Origin of the sequence: Acidovorax sp. Root568 (assembly GCF_001427445.1) — a bacterium.
Taxonomy (GTDB): Bacteria; Pseudomonadota; Gammaproteobacteria; order Burkholderiales; family Burkholderiaceae_C; genus Acidovorax; species Acidovorax delafieldii.
Window position 1 is genome coordinate 463,268 of record NZ_LMGP01000018.1, and the last position, 19,678, is coordinate 482,945.

At 67.2% G+C, this 19,678-nt stretch carries 12 protein-coding genes; 8 read left to right on the forward strand and 4 right to left on the reverse strand.

The genetic code is table 11. From position 1 onward, the window contains the following. Positions 1–25: 25 nt before the first annotated feature. The 3 genes from ASD75_RS19935 to arsA all read left to right on the forward strand — a co-directional run bounded on the left by ASD75_RS19935 (position 26) and on the right by arsA (position 3,778). Positions 26–922, forward strand: coding sequence for a dienelactone hydrolase family protein (locus ASD75_RS19935; protein ID WP_056061167.1), 897 nt, complete (start codon positions 26–28; stop codon positions 920–922). 131 nt (positions 923–1,053) lie between these two features. Next, a complete protein-coding gene (locus ASD75_RS19940) occupies positions 1,054–1,893 on the forward strand; it encodes a ZIP family metal transporter (protein WP_056747512.1) in 840 nt (279 codons plus the stop codon). A gap of 52 nt (positions 1,894–1,945) precedes the next feature. Further along, a complete protein-coding gene (gene arsA / locus ASD75_RS19945; RefSeq protein ID WP_056747513.1) occupies positions 1,946–3,778 on the forward strand; it encodes an arsenical pump-driving ATPase in 1,833 nt (610 codons plus the stop codon). A 101-nt stretch (positions 3,779–3,879) separates the two neighbouring features. Here the strand turns inward: arsA and ASD75_RS19950 are convergent, their stop codons facing one another. Together ASD75_RS19950 and ASD75_RS19955 are read right to left on the reverse strand one after the other, a co-directional pair. After that, complete coding sequence (locus ASD75_RS19950; RefSeq protein WP_056061176.1) at positions 3,880–4,629, reverse strand: LytTR family DNA-binding domain-containing protein; 750 nt, start codon at positions 4,627–4,629, stop codon at positions 3,880–3,882. Further along, positions 4,610–5,860 (reverse strand): sensor histidine kinase, encoded by a 1,251-nt coding sequence (locus ASD75_RS19955; protein WP_056061180.1) that lies wholly within the window; start codon positions 5,858–5,860, stop codon positions 4,610–4,612. Before ASD75_RS19955 ends, ASD75_RS19950 begins: the two co-directional genes overlap by 20 nt. A gap of 52 nt (positions 5,861–5,912) precedes the next feature. On the opposite strand from ASD75_RS19955, the gene argH reads away from it, so the two are divergent. The 3 genes from argH (at position 5,913) to ASD75_RS19970 (ending at position 10,095) form a co-directional block, all read left to right on the forward strand. Then, positions 5,913–7,400, forward strand: coding sequence for an argininosuccinate lyase (argH, locus tag ASD75_RS19960; protein WP_056747514.1), 1,488 nt, complete (start codon positions 5,913–5,915; stop codon positions 7,398–7,400). Positions 7,401–7,441: 41 nt separating this feature from the next. After that, complete coding sequence (locus ASD75_RS19965; RefSeq protein WP_056747515.1) at positions 7,442–8,431, forward strand: Bug family tripartite tricarboxylate transporter substrate binding protein; 990 nt, start codon at positions 7,442–7,444, stop codon at positions 8,429–8,431. Between the two features lie 236 nt (positions 8,432–8,667). Continuing rightward, positions 8,668–10,095 carry a diguanylate cyclase domain-containing protein gene (locus ASD75_RS19970; protein WP_056747516.1) on the forward strand — a complete coding sequence of 476 codons (1,428 nt, stop codon included), beginning with the start codon at positions 8,668–8,670 and terminating at the stop codon, positions 10,093–10,095. Positions 10,096–10,221: 126 nt separating this feature from the next. Here ASD75_RS19970 and ASD75_RS19975 read toward each other — a convergent pair whose 3' ends face one another. Then, positions 10,222–10,830 carry a hypothetical protein gene (locus ASD75_RS19975; RefSeq protein WP_056747517.1) on the reverse strand — a complete coding sequence of 203 codons (609 nt, stop codon included), beginning with the start codon at positions 10,828–10,830 and terminating at the stop codon, positions 10,222–10,224. A gap of 42 nt (positions 10,831–10,872) precedes the next feature. Then, a complete protein-coding gene (locus ASD75_RS19980) occupies positions 10,873–12,990 on the reverse strand; it encodes a catalase (RefSeq protein ID WP_056747518.1) in 2,118 nt (705 codons plus the stop codon). A gap of 222 nt (positions 12,991–13,212) precedes the next feature. On the opposite strand from ASD75_RS19980, the gene ASD75_RS19985 reads away from it, so the two are divergent. Then, on the forward strand, positions 13,213–19,197 hold the full coding sequence (locus tag ASD75_RS19985) for an alpha-2-macroglobulin (protein WP_056747519.1): 5,985 nt from the start codon (positions 13,213–13,215) through the stop codon (positions 19,195–19,197). Positions 19,198–19,276: 79 nt separating this feature from the next. Further along, on the forward strand, positions 19,277–19,645 hold the full coding sequence (locus ASD75_RS19990; RefSeq protein WP_056747520.1) for a hypothetical protein: 369 nt from the start codon (positions 19,277–19,279) through the stop codon (positions 19,643–19,645). Positions 19,646–19,678 lie beyond the last annotated feature (33 nt).

The window sequence follows — 19,678 nt, forward strand, 5'->3', positions numbered from 1 at the left end:
TCCCCCCTTTTTTTGGAGAAAACCGATGTTCAATGACGACCTCCATGCCGACGCCCAGGCGCTGTTGCCGGGCCGCACCACTGAAGCGGGCGCCACGCGCCGCACTGCGCTGCAGGCAGCGCTGGGCCTGGGTTATGCGGCGGCGGCCGCCCCCATCATGGCGCAGACGGCCATTGCCACGCCGGCAGACGGCCTGACGGTGGGGGAAGTGAGCTTCACGGTCAATGGCTTCAAGGTGCCGGCCTACCGCGCAGCACCGGCTGGCAAGACCGGCCTGCCCGTGGTGCTGGTGATCCAGGAAATTTTTGGCGTGCACGAATACATCGCCGACACCTGCCGCCGCTTTGCCAAGGCGGGTTACCTGGCCATTGCTCCACAGCTGTACGCGCGCCAGGGCGATGCCACCACCTATACCGACATTGCCAAGCTGATGGCTGAAGTGGTGTCCAAGGTGCCCGACGCCCAGGTGATGGCCGACCTGGACGGCGCTGTGGCATGGGCCGCAGCCAACGGGGGCGATGGCGCCCGGGTGGGGATCACCGGCTTTTGCTGGGGTGGCCGCATCACCTGGCTGTATGCCGCACACGGCCCCGTCAAGGCCGGCGTGGCATGGTACGGGCGGCTGGTGGGGCAAGCGAGCGAGCTCACCCCCAAGCACCCTGTGGACCTGGCGCCTATCCTCAAGGCGCCGGTGCTGGGCCTGTATGGCGAAAAAGACACCGGTATCCCCCTTGACACGGTTGATAAGATGAAAGCGGCCTTGTCCAGTGGCTCGCCACAGGCCAAGGCGTCGGAATTTGTGGTGTACCCCGATGCACCGCATGCCTTCCATGCCGACTACCGCGCCAGCTACCGCAAGGAAGCGGCCGAAGACGGCTGGAAGCGTGCGCTGGCCTGGTTCAAGACGCACGGTGTGGTTTGATGCACAAACCCCCGGCCTACCAGGCCACCCGCAGCCGCCCCACACCCGGGGCGGCTTTTTTCATCTTGCATCGGGCGTGCAGATTCTGAATAAAAAATGAGCCAAGGCTTAAAGATAAAGCGCAACAAGCTATGACTTTGGTAGCAATCATTCTGGCCACACTGGCCGCTGGTATCGGCAGCGTGTGGCTGGCCGCCTTGCTCATGCGGCTGGGCCTGGGTGGGCGGAGCGACAGCGTGGGGCCGCAGCACCTGCTCAGCTTGGCCGCGGGTGCCTTGCTGGCCACGGCCTTCATGCACCTGCTGCCCGAGGCGTTCGAGAGCCAGGCGGGCGCCCATGACCTGTTTGCCACCCTGCTGGTGGGTGTGGTGTTCTTCTTCCTGCTTGACAAGGCCGAGCTGTGGCACCACGGGCATGAGCACAGCCACGCAGAGACCGCTGCCCATAGCCATGCCCACCATGACCATGGCCACGAAACCGGCCATGACCACGGCCACGCGCACCACCACCACGGCCCGCGCTCGGGAGGCTGGGCGGTGCTCACGGGTGACAGCGTGCATTGTTTTGGCGACGGCATCCTGATTGCCTCGGCCTTCATGGCCGACATTCGCCTGGGGGTGATTGCCGCCGTGTCGGTGCTCGCGCATGAGGTGCCGCACCACATGGGCGACCTGGTGGTGCTGCGCCAGACCAGCCCCAACCGCCGCATGGCGCTGGTGAAGGTGTCGCTGGCGGGGGCTGTGACGGCGCTGGGCGGGGTGGTGGGCTACTTCCTGGTGGGGCAGTTGCAAGACTTTTTGCCGTACTTCCTGGCCGTGGCGTCGAGCAGTTTTGTGTACGTGGCGCTGGCCGACCTGATCCCCCAGCTGCAAAAACGCCTGACCGCGCGCGAAACCGTGTTGCAGATTGCCTGGCTGATTGCCGGCATGGCGGTGGTCACGCTGGTGAGCGGGGCGGCGCACGCGCACTGAAGCACTTGACCTGGCTCAAGGCCGTGCCGGACGGTTCTGCCATGCTGGGCCCATGACTGCCCCACACGCCACCCCCATCTCCCTCGGGCTGCTCGCCCAGCCCACGCGTTTCCTGTTCTTCACGGGCAAGGGTGGGGTGGGCAAGACATCGCTGTCCACGGCTGCGGCCATTGCCCTGGCAGATGCGGGCCGCCAGGTGCTGCTGGTCAGCACCGATGCGGCCTCCAACCTCGATGAAATGCTGGGCGTGCCGCTGTCCAACCAGCCGGTGGCCGTGCCCGGGGTGCCGGGGCTGCACATGCTCAACATCGACCCCGATACCGCCGCCGAGGCCTACCGCCAGCGTGTGCTGGCGCAGCTGGAGGCCACCGCCAGCAGCGATGAACGCGCGACAGTGCGCGAGCAACTCTCGGGCGCCTGCACCACCGAGATCGCTGCATTTGACGAATTTGCCGCGCTGCTGGCCAGCGAGGGCAATGACACCGGCCATGTGTTCGACCATGTGGTGTTCGACACGGCCCCCACCGGCCACACGCTGCGTCTGCTGAGCCTGCCCAAGGCCTGGACCGGATTCCTGGCGGGCAACGACCGGGGCGCCTCGTGCCTGGGGCCGCACTCGGGCCTCAAGATGCAGGAGGCCCGCTTCAACGCCGCCCTGGCCGCGCTGAGCGACCCGGGCCTGACCACCGTGGTGCTGGTCACCCGCCCCGACCCCCGACCCATGCAAGAGGCCGCGCGCACCGCGCTGGAGCTGCGCGCCCTGGGCCTGGCCAACCAGCGCCTGGCCATCAACGGCGTGTTCCATGCCAGCCAGCCGGGGCAGGACGCGGTGGCCGACGCCATCGAGGCTCTGGGCCGGGAAGCCATGGACCAGATGCCCGATGCGCTGGCGCATTTGCCGCGCGACGAGGTGCCGCTGCGCGCCTTTGACACCGTGGGCCTGCCTGCGCTGCGGGCCTTGCTGGGTGGCGGCGATTTGACGTTGCGCGCACCCGCTGCCGCAGCGGGTGTGCCGTTGCAGGCGGAGCCCCTCGCAGCCCTGGCCGACGCGCTGGCCGCCAAGGGCCACGGCCTCATCATGGTGATGGGCAAGGGCGGCGTGGGCAAGACCACCATCGCCGCCGCGCTGGCCGTGGGCCTGGTGCAGCGTGGGCACAGCGTGCACCTCACCACCACCGACCCGGCGGCCCATGTGCAAAGTCAGCTCGATGGCAGCCTGCCGGGGCTGAAAGTGGGGCGCATCGACCCACAGGCCGAAACCCAGGCCTACATCGACAAGATCATGGCCACGCGCGGCAAGGCGCTGGACGACGCGGGCCGCGCCCTGCTGCTGGAAGACCTGCAGTCCCCCTGTACCGAAGAGGTGGCCGTGTTCCACGCCTTCAGCCGCGTGGTGAACGAGGCGCGCAGCGCCTTTGTGGTGCTGGACACGGCACCCACCGGCCACAGCCTGCTGCTGATGGACGCCACCGGCGCCTACCACCGGCAGATGACGCAGCAGTACGAAGGCAACGTCAACGCCAAGCACATCATCACGCCGTTGATGCGCCTGCAGGACGCGGACATGACCCATGTGGTCATCGTCACGCTGCCCGAGGTCACGCCCGTGAGCCAAGCCGCCGCGCTGCAGGACGACCTGCGCCGCGCCCGCATCGAGCCTTGGGCCTGGGTCATCAACAAAAGCGTGGCGGCCACCGGCACCAGCGACCCCTTGCTGCAGGCCCGGTTGGCGGGCGAGCAACAGCAGGCCGCACGCATCGCCAGCGGCCTGGCGCAGCGTACCTACGTGCTGCCCTGGCTGGCACAGCCGCCTGTGGGCGTGGAGGCGCTGGGGCGGCTGGCGGCCGCACCGCCTGCAGTCACAGGAGATTTGCTATCTCATTGATAGCTGCTCAGGCATATGGAACTGGCGCTAGCGGCCAAAATGGCTCAAAAAATATCTGTAGGGGTGTTCCAAGGCCCTCAAAGGCCTGTGCACCTCTGCTGCTAGCGCGCCAGCTCCTCGCGCACGGCCGCCACCTGCCGCCGCGACACCGCCAGCAGCTCGGTCGATCCCTGCAGCCGCACCGCCCAGCCTTCGCCCTCCTCAGGGTCGTAGTGCTTTTCCAGCGCGCGCACGGCGCGGCGCGCCACCAGCGCATTGCGGTGGATGCGCAGGAAGCGCGGTGCAAACTTGGCTTCCAGCTCGCTCAGCGAGCCGTCCATGATGTAGCTGCGCGTGGTGGTGCGCACGGTCACGTATTTCTGCTCGGCCTTGAAGTACAGCACCTCGGTCAGCGGCAGGCGTTCGGTGCGGCCCCGGTCCTGGATCAGCAGAGTCTCGCCCTCGGGCAGGCTGGGCACGGCGCTGGGCCCTGCGGGGCGGCTGGTGCGCTGCACCTTGGCCAGGGCCTGCTGCAGGCGCTCACGGCGCACGGGTTTGGTCAGGTAGTCCACGGCATCCAGCTCGAACGCGCTCACTGCGTGGTCGGCGTGGGCTGTCACAAACACCACGGCCGGGGGCTGGGGCAGGGCCTGCAGTGCATGGGCCAGTGCCAGGCCGTCCTGGCCGGGCATGTGGATGTCCAGCAGCACCAGGTCGTACCCACGCCCCCCGGTGGGACCCAGCAGCGCCATGGTCTCGGCGGCGTTGGAGGCCTCTGCCACCGTGCAGCGCTGGATGTCCGAGCAGTCGGACAGCAGGGTGCGCAAGCGGCTGCGCGCGAGGGCTTCGTCATCAACGATCAGGATGTTCATGGGGTTTGGAGGGGGTAGGTTCGGTCGGGGCCACCGCGCCTCGGCGGTAGCCGCCCCGCAGGTCGCCACGCCCGCGCAAGGGCGTGCGCGGGCGGGCGGCAGGGGTGGGGTCGGCGGCGGGCAATGTGATGCGCACCTGGTACAGCCCGTCCTGCACGCCAGCGGTGAATTCGCCCTGCACGTCATGCAGCAAGGCCAGCCGCGCGCGCACGTTGGCCAGTGCGATGCCATGGCCCCGCGTGCTGGGCTCGTCGTGTTTGCCGGTTTTGCCCTCTTTGGGGGGCAGGGTGTTGGTGATGCGCACCACCACGCGGGTGCCGCGCAGCTCGGTCAGCACGCGCAGCTTGCCGCCCCGGGCGCTGGGCTCCACGCCATGTTTGACGGCGTTTTCCACCAGCGGCTGCAGCAGCAGCGGCGGCAGGCGCGCGCTGTCGGTGCGTGGGTCCAGGTTCCATTGCACCTGCAGGCGCTTGCCAAAGCGCACCTGCTCAATGCCCAGGTAGCGGCGCGCCAGGGTGATCTCCTCGGCCAGCGTGGTCGATTCGCCCTGCTCGATGAGGGCCACGCGGAACAGGTCCGACAGGTCTTCGAGCAGCGACTCGGCCTTGGCCGGCTCCTCACGCACCAGCGCAATGGCGCTGTTGAGTGTGTTGAACAAAAAATGCGGGCGGATGCGCGACTGCAGCTCGGTCAGGCGCGCGGTGGTGGCGGCCGGGGTGCGGCCCCGGGCGCGCAGCACCAGCGCAGCCACCAGCATGGCCGCCAGCAACGCGCCTGTCGCTGCGCTGGCCAGCCAGGGCGGCGATGCCGACAGGCCCACCAGCGCCAGCATGGCGCAGGCATAGGCACCGGCCACGGCCCCCAGCAGCACCCCGGCGGCATATTGCTGCGCGGTGGACAGGCGCTGCAGCACCGTCTTGAGGCTGCAGGCCGTGATCAGCCACACCAGCGTGGCCGGCAGCGCGCCGCCGGTCAGCAGCGCCAGGCTGGCCAGCCATTCGACGGGGCTGCTGGCGCCATACATGGCACCCACGCCTACCACCACCTCCACAAACAGCACGGCCCGCAGCACCACACCGACCTGGCAGGCATCGAACACCAGGGCCCGCCCACGTGGCGGCTGCCCGCCCGGCCCGGCGCCCGCAGCGGCCCGCACGCTGCGCGCTGGCCTGTCTGGCAGGGCGGAATCCGGCGGCGGGGGCTGGGTCGATAAAATTTGGGTGTTTTGCATTGCGGCATCCGGACAGTCCGGGTGTCTGAACCACCGGATTATTGCCCTCCTTATGTCCAAAGCCCAAGCCACCAGCGCCGACTCTGCGCCGTCCCACAACCAGCTCGACACCAAGGCCCAGGCCTGGTCGGCGCTGTTTTCCGAGCCCATGAGCGACCTGGTCAAGCGCTACACCTCCAGCGTTTTCTTCGACAAGCGCCTGTGGCAGGCCGACATTGCAGGCAGCCTGGCGCACGCCGAAATGCTGGCCGCGCAAGGCATCATCTCTGCTTCCGACCACGCCTCCATCCAGCGCGGCATGGCCCAGATCACGTCGGAAATCGAGTCCGGCGCCTTCGAGTGGAAGCTGGACCTGGAAGACGTGCACCTGAACATCGAAGCCCGCCTGACGCAGCTGGTGGGCGACGCTGGCAAGCGCCTGCACACTGGCCGCAGCCGCAACGACCAGGTGGCCACCGACGTGCGCCTGTGGCTGCGCGGCGAGATCGACCTGATCGGCGACCTGCTCAAAGAGCTGCAGGTGTCGCTGGTCGATGTGGCCGAGCAGAACGTCGAGGTGATCCTGCCCGGCTTCACCCACCTGCAGGTAGCGCAGCCGGTGAGCTTTGGCCACCACATGCTGGCCTACGTGGAGATGTTCAAGCGCGACGCCGAGCGCATGGCCGACGTGCGCCGCCGCACCAACGTGCTGCCGCTGGGCAGCGCGGCCCTGGCCGGCACCACCTACCCGCTGGACCGCGAGCGCGTGGCCAAGACGCTGGGCATGGTGGATGCGAACGGGTCCCCCGTGGTGTGCCAGAACAGCCTGGACGCCGTGAGCGACCGCGACTTCGCCATCGAATTCACCGCCGCCGCCAGCCTGTGCATGGTGCACGTGAGCCGCCTTTCGGAAGAACTCATCATCTGGATGAGCCAGAACTTCGGCTTCATCAAGATCGCCGACCGCTTTACCACCGGCTCGTCGATCATGCCGCAGAAGAAAAACCCCGATGTGCCCGAACTCGCGCGCGGCAAGACGGGCCGCGTGGTCGGCCACCTGATGGGCTTGATCACCCTGATGAAGGGCCAGCCCCTGGCCTACAACAAGGACAACCAGGAAGACAAAGAGCCGCTGTTCGACACCGTGGACACGCTCAAGGACACGCTGCGTATCTTCGCCGAGATGGTCGGCGGCCAGTTGAACCCCGCCACGGGCAAGAAAGAGGGCGGCATCACCGTCAACGCCCAGGCCATGGAGCAGGCCGCACTCAAGGGCTATGCCACGGCCACCGACCTGGCCGACTACCTGGTCAAGAAGGGCCTGCCCTTCCGCGATGCGCACGAGACGGTGGCTCACGCCGTGAAGGCGGCCACCACCCATGCGTGTGACCTGTCGGAGCTGCCCCTGACCGTGCTGCAGGGCTTTCACCCCGGCATCGAGAAGGATGTGTACGAGTGCCTGAGCCTGCGCGGCTCGCTGAACGCGCGTAACACGCTGGGCGGCACCGCACCGGCCCAGGTGCGCGCCCAGTTGGCGCGCCATCGTGCCCGCCTGGTCTGATCTTTGCACCGCCTGTTGACCCTCTACCCTGGAGCTTTTTCATGACAACTTCCCGCCGCAGCCTGCTGTCCCGCCTTGTGCGCATTGGTGCCTTTGTGGGGGCCGCGTTGGCCGTGGGCCTGGCGTCCGCCCAGCAGGCCAAGCCCATCCGCCTGCTTGTGGGTTTTCCGCCCGGCGGCGGTACGGACGCCATTGCGCGCACGCTGTCCGAGAAGCTCAAGGATGAGCTGGGCCAGCCTGTGGTGGTCGAAAACCGCCCCGGCGCGGGCGGCCAGATTGCCGCGCAGGCACTCAAGGCCTCGGCGCCCGACGGCACCACGCTGTTCCTCACGCACGACCACACCATCTCCATCCTGCCCCAGGTGGTGAAGAACCCCGGATACGAACCCGCGCGCGACTTTGTGGCGGTGGGCGGTTTTGCCACGTTTGTGAATGCGTTTGCCGTGTCGGGCGGTACGCCGGCCAAGTCGTTCACCGAATACGTGCAGTGGGTCAAGACGGCCGGTGGCAGCAAGGGCGCGGTGGGTATTCCTGCGCCAGCTTCCACTCCAGAGTTTCTGGTCAAGCTGGTCGGGCAAAAGTACCAGCTGGACCTGGTCTCGGCACCGTACCGGGGCAGCGCCCCCATGATGGCTGACATGCTGGGCAACCAGATCAGCGCGGGCGTGGCCTCGGTGCAGGACTTCATGGAAAACCACAAGGCCGGCAAGGTGCGCGTGGTAGGCGTGCTGGGCACCAAGCGCCAGGCCTCCATGCCCGACGTGCCCACGTTCGACGAGATGGGTCTCAAGGGCTTTGAAGACCTGCCGTACTACGGCATCTACGCACCCACCGGCACACCGCAAAAGTTCATCACCGACTTCTCGAACGCGCTGGCCAAGGTGGTGGCCCAGCCCGATGTGCGCGAGCACCTCACCGCCATGGGCCTCACAGTGGGCTACATGTCGCCCCAGCAGCTGGCCACGCGCGAGAAGGCCTACACCGAGGCCTGGACGCGCATCATCAAGACCAGCGGGTTTGTAGCGCAATAAAGGACGGGGAGGGCTGCTGCGAAGCCGCCTGACCCCAGCCCCCCCTCCGCATTCGCATCACCGGCAGTGCGTGCTGTGCGTATGGTCCGTGCTGTCCGTGCCGTGGGGCCGTAGCCACAAGGGGCCGTCTCACCGACCGGCCGGGGTGTCTCCAAAGCGGCCAGCCCCTGCGCAGTCGGTGCTGGCCGGTCTGCACAGACCATGGCACCATCCGGCACCCATCCCGGACCTCATTCATGCCCACCAGCCGCCTCCCTTCGAACTGGATCCATCACCGGTACCTGCCCCTCGCGGTGGGCGTGTGCAGCAGCACACTGGCCGCCTTGCTGGCCTGGGTGGTCATCGACGTCTCTCACACCAAGGCGCGGGCCGAGATTGCTGCGCAGGCGCAAAGCCACCTGCTGCAGATCCGCGACCGCCTGGACAGGCAATTGCAAAGCACGCTGTCGGTGCCCGAAACGGTATCCGCCTTCATTGCCGCACAAGGCAGCATGTCGCCCGACATCTTTGCCACCGTGGTGGGCCGCCTGCTGGAGCACCAGCGCAATATCCGCAACCTGGCTCTGGCGCCCGACAACGTCATCAGCGATGTGTACCCGCGCGTGGGCAATGAGCGAGCGATTGGCCTGCGGTACCTGGACAACCCGCAGCAGCGTGGTGCGGTGGAGCGGGCCATCCAGACCCGCCGCACCGTCGTTGCAGGTCCCATTCCGCTGGTGCAAGGCGGGCTCGGCATCATCAGCCGCACGCCGGTGTTTCTGGCGCATCCGCCGGGGCGTGCACCGGTGGGTGGGCCCCGTTACTGGGGCATCGTGTCGCTCACCGTCAATGCCGACACCCTGTTCGCCGACGTGGGCCTGAACTCGGACCAGATGGGTTTTCAGGTGGCGGCACGTGGCCTGGACGCCATGGGCGCGCAGGGCGCGGTGTTCATCGGCCGCCCTCAGTTGTTCGACGAGGAGCCGGCCACGCTCGATGTGCCCTTGCCGGGTGGCGGCAGCTGGATCCTGGGCGCGGTCCCCACGGGCGGGTGGGGGGCTGCAGGCCGTGCACCCGCGCTGGTGCTGGGGCTGTTGAGCGCTCGGCTGGTGCGCGCCCACCAGCAGGTGCTGGCGCTGGCCAGCCATGACCGCCTGACGGGGCTGCCCAACCGGCGCCTGTTTGAAGACCGCTTGTCGCAGGCGGTGCTGACGGCCTACCGTGACCACCGTGCGGGCGCATTGCTGCTGGTGGACCTGGATGGTTTCAAGGCGGTCAATGACAGCCTGGGGCACGGCAGCGGCGATCAGGTGCTGGTGCGTGTGGCGCAGCGTCTGGCCGGGCTGGCCCGTGCCAATGACACCGCCGCCCGCCTGGGCGGCGACGAATTTGCCCTGGTGCTGAACGCTGTGGCGTCCCCGGAGGCCGCCATGGAACTGGCCCACAAGGTGCTGGCAGCGCTGGTGGCGCCCATCGGACTCGACAGTGGCCAACACGTGCTGACCGGCGCAAGCGTTGGGGTCGCCTTGTTCCAGGGCCCTGCTGTGGAATCCATGCCCGCGCTCATGGACCGGGCGGACCGGGCGCTGTACACCAGCAAGCGCAGCGGCAAAGGGCTGGCCACATTGGCCGAAGCCCCCGGTGCTGCAGAGTTGCCGCAGGAGACCCCGCCGCCCTTGGCCTGAGAAGCATGTTTTGCATGGAAATCAAGCAAAAATAGCTGCAGGCGCTAGTGCATAAAGCGCTTGCAGCTATATTTTTAGGAGCGTTTGCTGCCACGGGGCCTGTCGTCGTGCAGCCCCGCAACCCAGTCACAGCATGGCCGTGCGCTGCTGCTCGGCGCGCGATGCGCCAATGGCGGTCTCCACGTTCTTGACCTCCTCTGGCGGGGGCAGCACGGCGGGCATGCCCAGGGCCTGAATGGCCAGCTCGCGGCACCAGCCTTTGGTGTGGTACAGGTGGTGGTCTTCGTCTTTTTCCACGGCCTTGTGCGCTACCTTGAGCGTGTGGCCCACATCGCCCGTGGCCACCTTGGCGACCTGGCCCAGCAGCTCCCAATTGGCGTGGTCCTTGGTCTCCGCGTGCACCACACATTCGCAGGCCACCAGCTGTGCAGCGTCGGGGCTGCCAGACTTTTTGGCCAGCTGCATCGCCTGCACCAGGGACGTGCCAATGTGCTTGACCACGGCCCGAGTGGGCGACTGCGTATCAGGGTCCAGGCCCAGCGCATCGCAGACACCGCGCACCACGTTCTGGTGCGCCAGCGTTTCTTCCAGATAGCCTTGCCATTCCTTCTTCAGGTCGGGGTTGATGGCGCAGGTGAGGGCGGTGCGGTACACCTGTTCGCCGCCGAGTTCGGTCTCCATCATCTGCAGGACGAGGTCGTCGAGTTGATGGCTGTCGTAGTGGCTTTTGGGCATGGGGGCTCCTTGGGGTGGTGGGGTGAACGAAAAGGTGGGGCTTCAGGCCAGGGTGCGCACTTTGGGTTCACGCTCCCACTGGCGGATCTGGGCAGCGGCGATGAAGCCCTGGGCGTCGGCCGGGTCCACTACGCCTGCATCGGGCTCGATGCCACCGGCCTGCAGGATGGCCCGCGTGCCCTTGCAGGCGGCAATGGCCTTGAGGTGGCCGAACGCGTCGCGGAACCAGTCGACGGCCGCCGCCTCCTTGGCCAGCTGTGCGCCCATGTCGGGCGACAGGATGGAGGCCACGGCGTCAAACACCACCGATGGTGTGCCCGCCAGCTGCCCATCGGCGGGCAGCAGCGTGCCGTCTTTCAGCACGGCACCGCCCACCTTGGGGGCCACGATCTTCACGGTGGCGCCGACTTTCTCCAGCGCCTTGCGCAGGTTGGCCACCGAGGCGCCGTTGGAGCCGTCGGCCACCAGAATGCCGATGGAGCGGCCCTGCAGCGTGGGCTTCATGCGGTCGATGATGCGCAGGGCGGGCGACAGGGGCAGGTCCTGCACCGGCTCGGTGGTGGCCGGGGCAGGGGGCAGTGCCGGCAGCCCCAGGCCGTCGGCCACGCGCTGGGCCAGGTCTGCGTCCACATGCAGCAGATGGCCCACCACCGCTTCGCGCACATGGGGTGTGCCGACCTTGGACAGCTCGAACACCAGCGCCGAGGCCATGTGGGCCTGCTCCAGCGGGCTCTGGCTGCGGTAGAACATGCGCGCTTGGCTGTAGTGGTCGGCAAAACTCTCGGCCCGCACGCGGCCCTTCACGCCATCGTCGGCCTGCGCGAAGTGGCGAAAGCCTTGCGCGAGCGAGGCGCGGGGCGTGTCAGGCTGCAGGCTGCTGGGTTCGTAGTTGACGCGGCCCTTGGGCACCTGCATCTGCATGTGCCCGTCGCGCTGCATGTTATGGAACGGGCACTTGGGGGCATTGATGGGGATCTGCGCAAAGTTGGGCCCGCCCAGGCGCGACAGCTGTGTGTCCAGGTACGAGAACAGGCGGCCCTGCAGCAGGGGGTCGTTGCTGAAGTCGATGCCGGGCGGCACGTTGGCGGGGCAGAACGCCACCTGCTCGGTCTCGGCAAAAAAATTGTCGGGCCAGCGGTTGAGCACCATGCGGCCAATGGGCTGCAGGGGCACCAGTTCTTCGGGGATGAGCTTGGTGGGGTCGAGATGGTCAAACGGGAAGCGTTCGGCATCCTGCTCAGTGAACAGCTGCACCGACAGCTCCCACTCGGGAAAGTCGCCCGCCTCGATGGCTTCGAACAGGTCGCGCCGGTGGTAGTCGTTGTCGGCCGATTGCAGCTTGACGGCCTCGTCCCACACGGTGGACTGGATGCCCAGCTTGGGCCGCCAGTGGAACTTCACAAACGTGCTCTCGCCCGCTGCATTCAGCAGGCGGAAGCTGTGCACGCCAAAACCTTCCATCATGCGCAGGCTGCGGGGAATGGTGCGGTCGCTCATGGCCCACATCACCATGTGCAGGGTTTCGGGCATCAGCGAGACAAAGTCCCAGAAGGTGTCGTGCGCGCTGGCCGCCTGCGGAAAGCCCCGGTCGGGCTCCATCTTCACGGCGTGCACCAGGTCTGGGAACTTCATCGCGTCCTGGATGAAGAACACGGGGATGTTGTTGCCCACCAGGTCCCAGTTGCCTTCGGGCGTGTAGAACTTGACGGCAAAGCCGCGCACGTCGCGCGGCGTGTCCACCGAGCCTGCGCCCCCGGCTACGGTCGAAAAGCGGGTGAATACAGGGGTCTGTACACCGATGTCGGTCAGCACCTTGGCGGTGGTGTACTTCTTGAGCGAGTGCGTGAGTTCAAAGAAACCATGGGCTGCCGTGCCCCGTGCATGCACGATGCGCTCGGGAATGCGTTCATGGTCAAAGTGCGTGATCTTCTCGCGCAGGATGAAGTCTTCGAGCAGCGTGGGCCCGCGCGGCGCAGTGCGCAGCGAGTTCTGGTTGTCGGCAACCGGAATACCCTGCTGCGTGGTCAGCACCGGGTGTTTGCCGCCCGCCTGTTGCTGCAGCTCGCCCGCGTTGCCGCGAAAGTTATCGGACTGGGTGGAAGAAGGCAGGGCAGACGGCGATTTGTGGGCCGCGCTGCGCGAGGTAGGGGGTCGTGCCATGGGCGCTCCTGGGTGGTGCGTGGGGTAAAAGGAAGCCACCATCTTTGGGCGCTGAGCGTTCCCAGCGGGTAGGACATGGCCCCATCGGCGCGTCGTCGGGCGCGGGTGATGACGGCTTGCCCGGCCGATACGTAAGTGCTTGCAACACACACCCGGGCGACATGGCACTTTGTTACGCTTGCTGGTTCCTTCGGAGGGGATAGCGTGAACGCAAAAAAATGGATGTTGGCCGCCAGCCTGTCTCTGGTGGCCTGGGGGGCCCAGGCCCTGCAGATCACCAGCTTCTCGCCCCAGGGCGAGGTGGCGCGCGTGCGCCAGGTGGTGGCCAAGTTCGACGCTGCAGCGGTCAATTTTGGGGACCCCAAGGCGACCGCACCCCTGAGCCTGAGCTGCAGTGACGCCAGTGTGACCAAGGGCACGGGCCGCTGGACTGGCGAGCGCGAGTGGGTGTTTGACTTCGAGCGCGACCTGCCGCCAGGCGTGCGTTGCACCGCCAGCGTCAAGCCGGGCTTCAAATCGCCCGCTGGCGCAGAACTGACGGGCGCCAAGAGCTATCAGTTCAATAGCGGTGGGCCATTTGTGCAGAACCTCCGCCCCAGCACCTACGAGCAGATCGACGAAGAGCAGTTCTTTGTGCTGTTCCTCAATGGTCCTGCCACCACGGCCAGCGTGCAGAGCAACGTGTGGTGCACGGCCGAAGGCGTGGGCGAGCGCATCCCCGTGCGTTTGATCGAGGGGGCGCAGCGCGCCGAAATCCTCAAGGGCCTGGGCCTGGAGAAAGACGCAGCACGCGAGCCCCTGTCCTTTGCCACGCTGGCCTGCAACCGCCGGTTCACCTCGGGATCGCGCATGCAGATCGTGTTCGGCAAGGGGGTGGCCACCCCCAGCGGAGTCGCCAACACGGTGGAAAAACGCTTTGACTTCAAGGTGCGTGAGCCGTTCTCGGCCGAGTTCAGCTGCGAGCGCGAAAACGCCCAGGCGGCCTGCCTGCCGATCCGGCCGATGATGCTGTCGTTCAACGCGCCCGTGCCGCGCAAGCTGGCGGCTGCCATTCGCCTCAAGTCCGCCAAGGAAACCCTCAAGCCCCAGATCGATGGCGGCGCAGAAGGTGCCCAGGCCGATGCCCTGGTCAACAGCCTGCAGTTCAACGCGCCACTGGCCGAGAACACCGCTTTCACCATCGAGCTGCCCAAGGATTTCAAGGACGCCTCGGGCCGCGCGCTGCGCAATGCGGACAACTTCCCGCTCAAAGTGTCCACTGGCGGCATGCCGCCGCTGGCCAAGTTTGCAGCGGCGCCATTTGGCATCGTGGAGCGTTTTGCCGAAGGCCCCGCGTCGGACAACCCGCCTGCGCTGTTGCCCGTGACGCTGCGCAACGTGGAGGCTGCCCTGCGCGTGCAGGGCCTGCAAGCGGGTGTTGCGACAGCCACCGCACCGGCGGGCAAGGTGAGCACGCTCAAGCCCCGCACCGACGCGGACATCATTGCCTGGTTTCGCAAGGTGCAGCGCTACGACAGTTACGTGGTCAACCGCAAGCAGGCGCGCCAGGACGTGACCGGCCCCCTGCCCAAGGTGCTGGATGACGACAAGGAATACGTGCAGTCGCGCATGCTGTCGCTGCTGGCAGGCAAGGGCGGCGTCAAGACGCTGGACCTGCCCAAGCCATCGAGCAACGACCCGCGCCCGTTCGAGGTGGTGGGCATTCCGCTCACACCCGGCTTCCATGTGGTGGAGATCGCGTCGCAAAAGCTCGGCGCCTCGCTGCTGGACGACCGCCATGGCGAAGGCCGCACGATGTACGTGCGCACCTCGGCGCTGGTGACCAACCTGGGGGTGCATTTCAAGCTGGGCCGCGAAAACGCCATGGCCTGGGTCACCACGCTGGACAAGGGCCAGCCCGTGCAGGGCGCCACGGTGCGCGTGTCGGACTGCCGAGGCAACGAACTGGCGCAGGCCGTGACCGACGCACAGGGTATTGCCCGTGTGGAGGGCCTTTCGTCCGAACCGCCCGGCTGCAATTCCAATTCTGAGGACGAGGTCGGCCAGTCGTACTTTGTGAGCGCGCGCCACAAGGGGGTGGATGGCGTGGAGGACATGGCCTTCACCTGGAGCGACTGGCAGCGGGGCATCGAGCCCTGGCGCTTCAATGTGCCCACCAGCCGGGCACCCTCGCCGGACGAGCGCGTCCACACCATCTTCGATCGCACGCTGTTCCGCGCGGGCGAAACCGTGTCGATGAAGCACCTGCTGCGCGCCGAAACGCGCCAGGGTTTTGCCCTGTCGGCATCGCGTCCCGACACCCTTGTCATCACCCACCTGGGCAGCGGCCAGCAGTTCACCCAACCCCTGGTGTGGCGCGGCACGGCCACCGGGGGGCTCAGTGCGCAAAGCACCTTTGCGATTCCGCCCGCTGCCAAGCTGGGCGTGTACCAGGTCGAGCTGGGGGGCAACGGCACGGTGAATGGCAGCCTAGCGTCGGGCTCGTTCCGCGTGGAGGAGTTCCGCCTGCCCGTGCTGGAAGGCCGCATCGCCCCGGTCGAGAAAAAGGCACTGGTGCGCGTGCGGTCGGTGCCCACCGACGTGCAGATCAACTACGTGGCCGGTGGCGGCGCGGCCAACCTGCCGGTGCGCGTGTCGGCCCTGGTGCGCGGCAAGTCCCTGGAGTTCAGCGACTACGATACCTTCCGCTTCAACCCGCCCCGCAAGCGCGAGCAGAGCAACGCCAACAGCGACGACGAAGAGGCCACCGCCAGTCAGGATGCACGCGTGATTGCCGACAAGCTGCCGCTCACCCTCGACAAGAACGGTGCGGGCAAGGTCACCATCGACAATGTCCCCCAGGCCCGCCAGCCGCAGGAACTGCTGCTGGAGGCCACCTACGCCGACCCCAATGGCGAGGTGCAGACCCTTCGCAGCACGCAGATGCTGTGGCCCGCCGGTGTGGTGGCGGGCATCAAGACCGAAGGCTGGGTGTCTGCGCGCCAGAAGATCCGCTTCCAGGCGCTGGCGCTGCAGCACAACGGCAAGCCGGCGGCCGACACCGCGCTGCAGGTGCAGGCCCTGGCCCGCATCACCACCACCACGCGCAAGCGCATGGTGGGTGGCTTCTACAGCTACGACAACCAGACCGATACCAAGGACCTGGGCACGCTGTGCAGCGGCAAAAGCGACGCGCGAGGCCTGTTGCTCTGCGAGGCCAAGCTCGACGAGGCGGGCGAGGTGGAGCTGGTGGTCACGGCCACGGACAAGGACGGCAACACCAGCGTGGCCGCTTCGTCGGTGTGGGTCACGCGCCAGGGAGAGCTGTGGTTTGGCGGCGAAGACCATGACCGCATCGATCTGCTGGCCGAGAAGAAGAGCTACCAGCCCGGCGAGACCGCCAAGTTCCAGGTGCGCATGCCGTTCCGCTTTGCCACGGCCCTGGTGGCCGTGGAGCGTGAGGGCATCATCGACACGCAGGTGGTGCAGCTCAACGGCCAGGACCCCACGGTGAGCCTGAAGGTGCAGCCCGACTGGGGACCCAACGTGTACGTGAGCGTGCTGGCCTTGCGGGGCCGCCTGCGCGAAGTGCCGTGGTACAGCTTCTTCACCTGGGGCTTCAAGGCGCCGCGCGAGTGGTGGACCTCGTTCTGGTACGAAGGCAAGGAATACCAGGCGCCCACGGCGCTGGTGGATCTGTCCAAGCCCGCATACCGCCTGGGCGTGGCCGAAATCCGCGTGGGCACGCAGGCCCACCAGATCGATGTGAAGGTGCAGGCTGACAAGGAGAGCTACGCCGTGCGCGGCAAGGCCCAGGTCACCATCACCGCCACGCTGCCCGGCGGCAAGCCCGCCGCCAATGCCGAAGTGGCCCTGGCCGCTGTGGACCAGGCGCTGCTGGAGCTGATGCCCAACAACAGCTGGAACCTGCTCGAAGCCATGCTGCAGCGCCGCAGCTGGGGTGTGGAGACATCGACCGCGCAGATGGAAATCATCGGCCGGCGCCACTACGGCAAGAAGGCCGTGCCCGCCGGCGGCGGTGGGGGCAAGTCGCCCACGCGCGAGCTGCTGGACACGCTGCTGCTGTGGGAGCCCGCGCTCAAGCTTGACGCCAACGGCCAGGCCAAGGTCACCGTGCCGCTCAACGATGCGCTGACCACCTTCAAGATCGTGGCGGTGGCCGATGCGTCCACCGGGCTGTTTGGCACGGGCAGCACCAGCATCCGCGCCACGCAGGACCTGCAGATCATCAGCGGCCTGCCGCCGCTGGTGCGTGAGGACGACCAGTTCCGCGCGCAGATCACGCTGCGCAACACCACCAAGGCCGCCATGAAGGTGGAGGTGGCACCACGCGCTACGCTGCTGGACCTGAAGCCGCAGACCATCGACATCCCGGCGGGAGAGGCGCGTGAGGTGGCCTGGGACGTGACGGCCCCAGCGCAGCTGGCGCAGACGCGCGCCGAGGCCATCCTGTGGGAGATCGAAGCCAAGGACCAGGTCAGTGGTGCCCGCGACGCCCTCAAGGCCCGCCAGCGCATCGTGCAGGCGGTGCCGCTCACGGTGCAGCAGGCCACGCTGGTGCAGGTGGACGGTAGCTACAACCTCGATGTGAACCCACCTGCCGACGCATTGCCCGGCCGGGGCGGCCTCAAGATGTCGCTGCAGCCCAAGCTGGCCGAAGGCCTGCCCGGCGTGCGCGACTGGTGGGCGCGCTACCCGTTTGCCTGCCTGGAGCAAAAGACCAGCAAGGCCGTGGGCCTGCGTGATGGCGCGCTGTGGCAGACCGTGGTGGCGCAGTTGCCCACCTACCTCGACAGCGATGGCTTGGCCAATTACTTCCCGCCGCGCGACGGCGACGCCAACCGGGGCAGCGACACCCTGACGGCCTATGTGCTGGCCGCCACGCACGAGGCCGCCAGCATCAACCCCGCGTTTGCACTGCCCGACGAGGCCCGCGCGCCCATGGAGCGTGGCCTGATCGCGTTTGTGGAAGGCCGCATCCAGCGCAACTTCTGGAGCCCGCGCAAGGACCTGGACATGCGCAAGGTGGCTGCGCTCGAAGCGCTGTCGCGCTACGGCAAGGCCCAGGGCCGCATGGTAAGCAGCATCACCATCGCGCCCAACCAGTGGCCCACCCACACGGTGATCGACTGGGTCAATGTCTTGAAGCGCGTGGCCGATGTGCCCGAGCGCGACAAGCGCCTGGCCGAGGCGATGCAGATCCTGCGCGGCCGCCTGTCGTTCCAGGGCACCAAGCTCATCTTCAGCAACGAGCAGGACGACTACTGGTGGTGGCTGATGCAGAACGGCGACGTGAACACTGCCCGCCTGATGCTGGCCGTGATGGACGACCCGGCCTGGAAGGACGACATGGGCCGCCTGGCCAACGGTTTTATCAGCCGCCAGCAGGCAGGCGCCTGGCACACCACCACCGCCAACCTGTGGGGCGGCCTGGCGCTGGAAAAATTCAGCGCCAAGTTCGAGGCCACACCCGTGTCGGGCACCACCAAGGCCAGCATGGGTGGCAACACCGCCAGCGTGGACTGGAGCAAGGTTGATCGCGTGAAGGCGTCGGACGCCACCGGCGCTCCCAACCAGATCACCTGGTTTGGTGCACCCGCATCGCCCGGCAACCTCAAGAACAACGGCATGTTCCTGCCTTGGGCAAGTGCTGCGGGCAAGGCGGGCGGCAAGGAGCAGCTGGCCGTCACGCACCAGGGCCCGGGCAAGCCCTGGCTCACGCTGCAGTCGGTGGCGGCCATTGATCTCAAGGCCCCGTTCGCGGCGGGCTATGCGATCAAGAAGACCATCACCCCGGTGGAGCAGGCCAACAAGTCGCTGCCCGCCGGCCAGTACACGCGGGGCGACGTGCTGCGGGTGACGCTGGAGGTCAACGCCACGGCCGACATGACCTGGGTGGCCATCACCGACCCCATCCCGGGTGGCGCCACCATCCTGGGCAGCGGCCTGGGCCGCGATTCCGAGATCGCCACGCAGGGCGAAAAGAAGAGCGGCGCCGGCTGGCCCGCGTTCGAGGAGCGCAGTTTTGAGTCCTTCCGCAGCTACTACGAGTACCTGCCCAAGGGCATCGTCAAGATGGAGTACACCGTGCGCCTGAACAACGCGGGCGACTTTGCGCTGCCACCGAGCCGGGTCGAGGCCATGTATGCGCCCGAGATGTTTGGCGAGTCGCCCAACGCACGGGTAAAGGTGCAGGTGGCCAAATAAGCTGCGACGCCCCAACGCCACTTCGTCATAACGCAGCCGTGCACAGCTTTGCCCATTGCCCACCCCAGGTACGCATGCCATGAGCCTCAGCGTCTTCCTGGAGCTGCGGTTCTGGCTGCTGGTGGGGTTCTCGCTGGTGCTGCCGGTGGGCATTTATGCGCTGCTGCTGGTCACGCGGTCGATCTCGCGCTGGGCGGTGCTGGGGTTTGGGGTGGCCCTGGTGCTGATCGCGGGGGTGGATGTGTACCTGCTGCAGTCCATGGCAGCACAGGCCAAGAGCACGCCGTCGCTGGCCGACGATGTGTGGTTCAGTTCCGAGCTGACGATTGCGCTGTACCTGCTGCCGGTGGTGTTCGGCGGTATCGGCGTCAACCTGATCTCGCATGTGCTGCTGCGCCACCTGACCGAGGCCGAGGGGCGGTTTGACCGGGAGCACTCCGATCGTTGAGTCGTGAGGCGCTTACGATGTTCAGATCCCTTC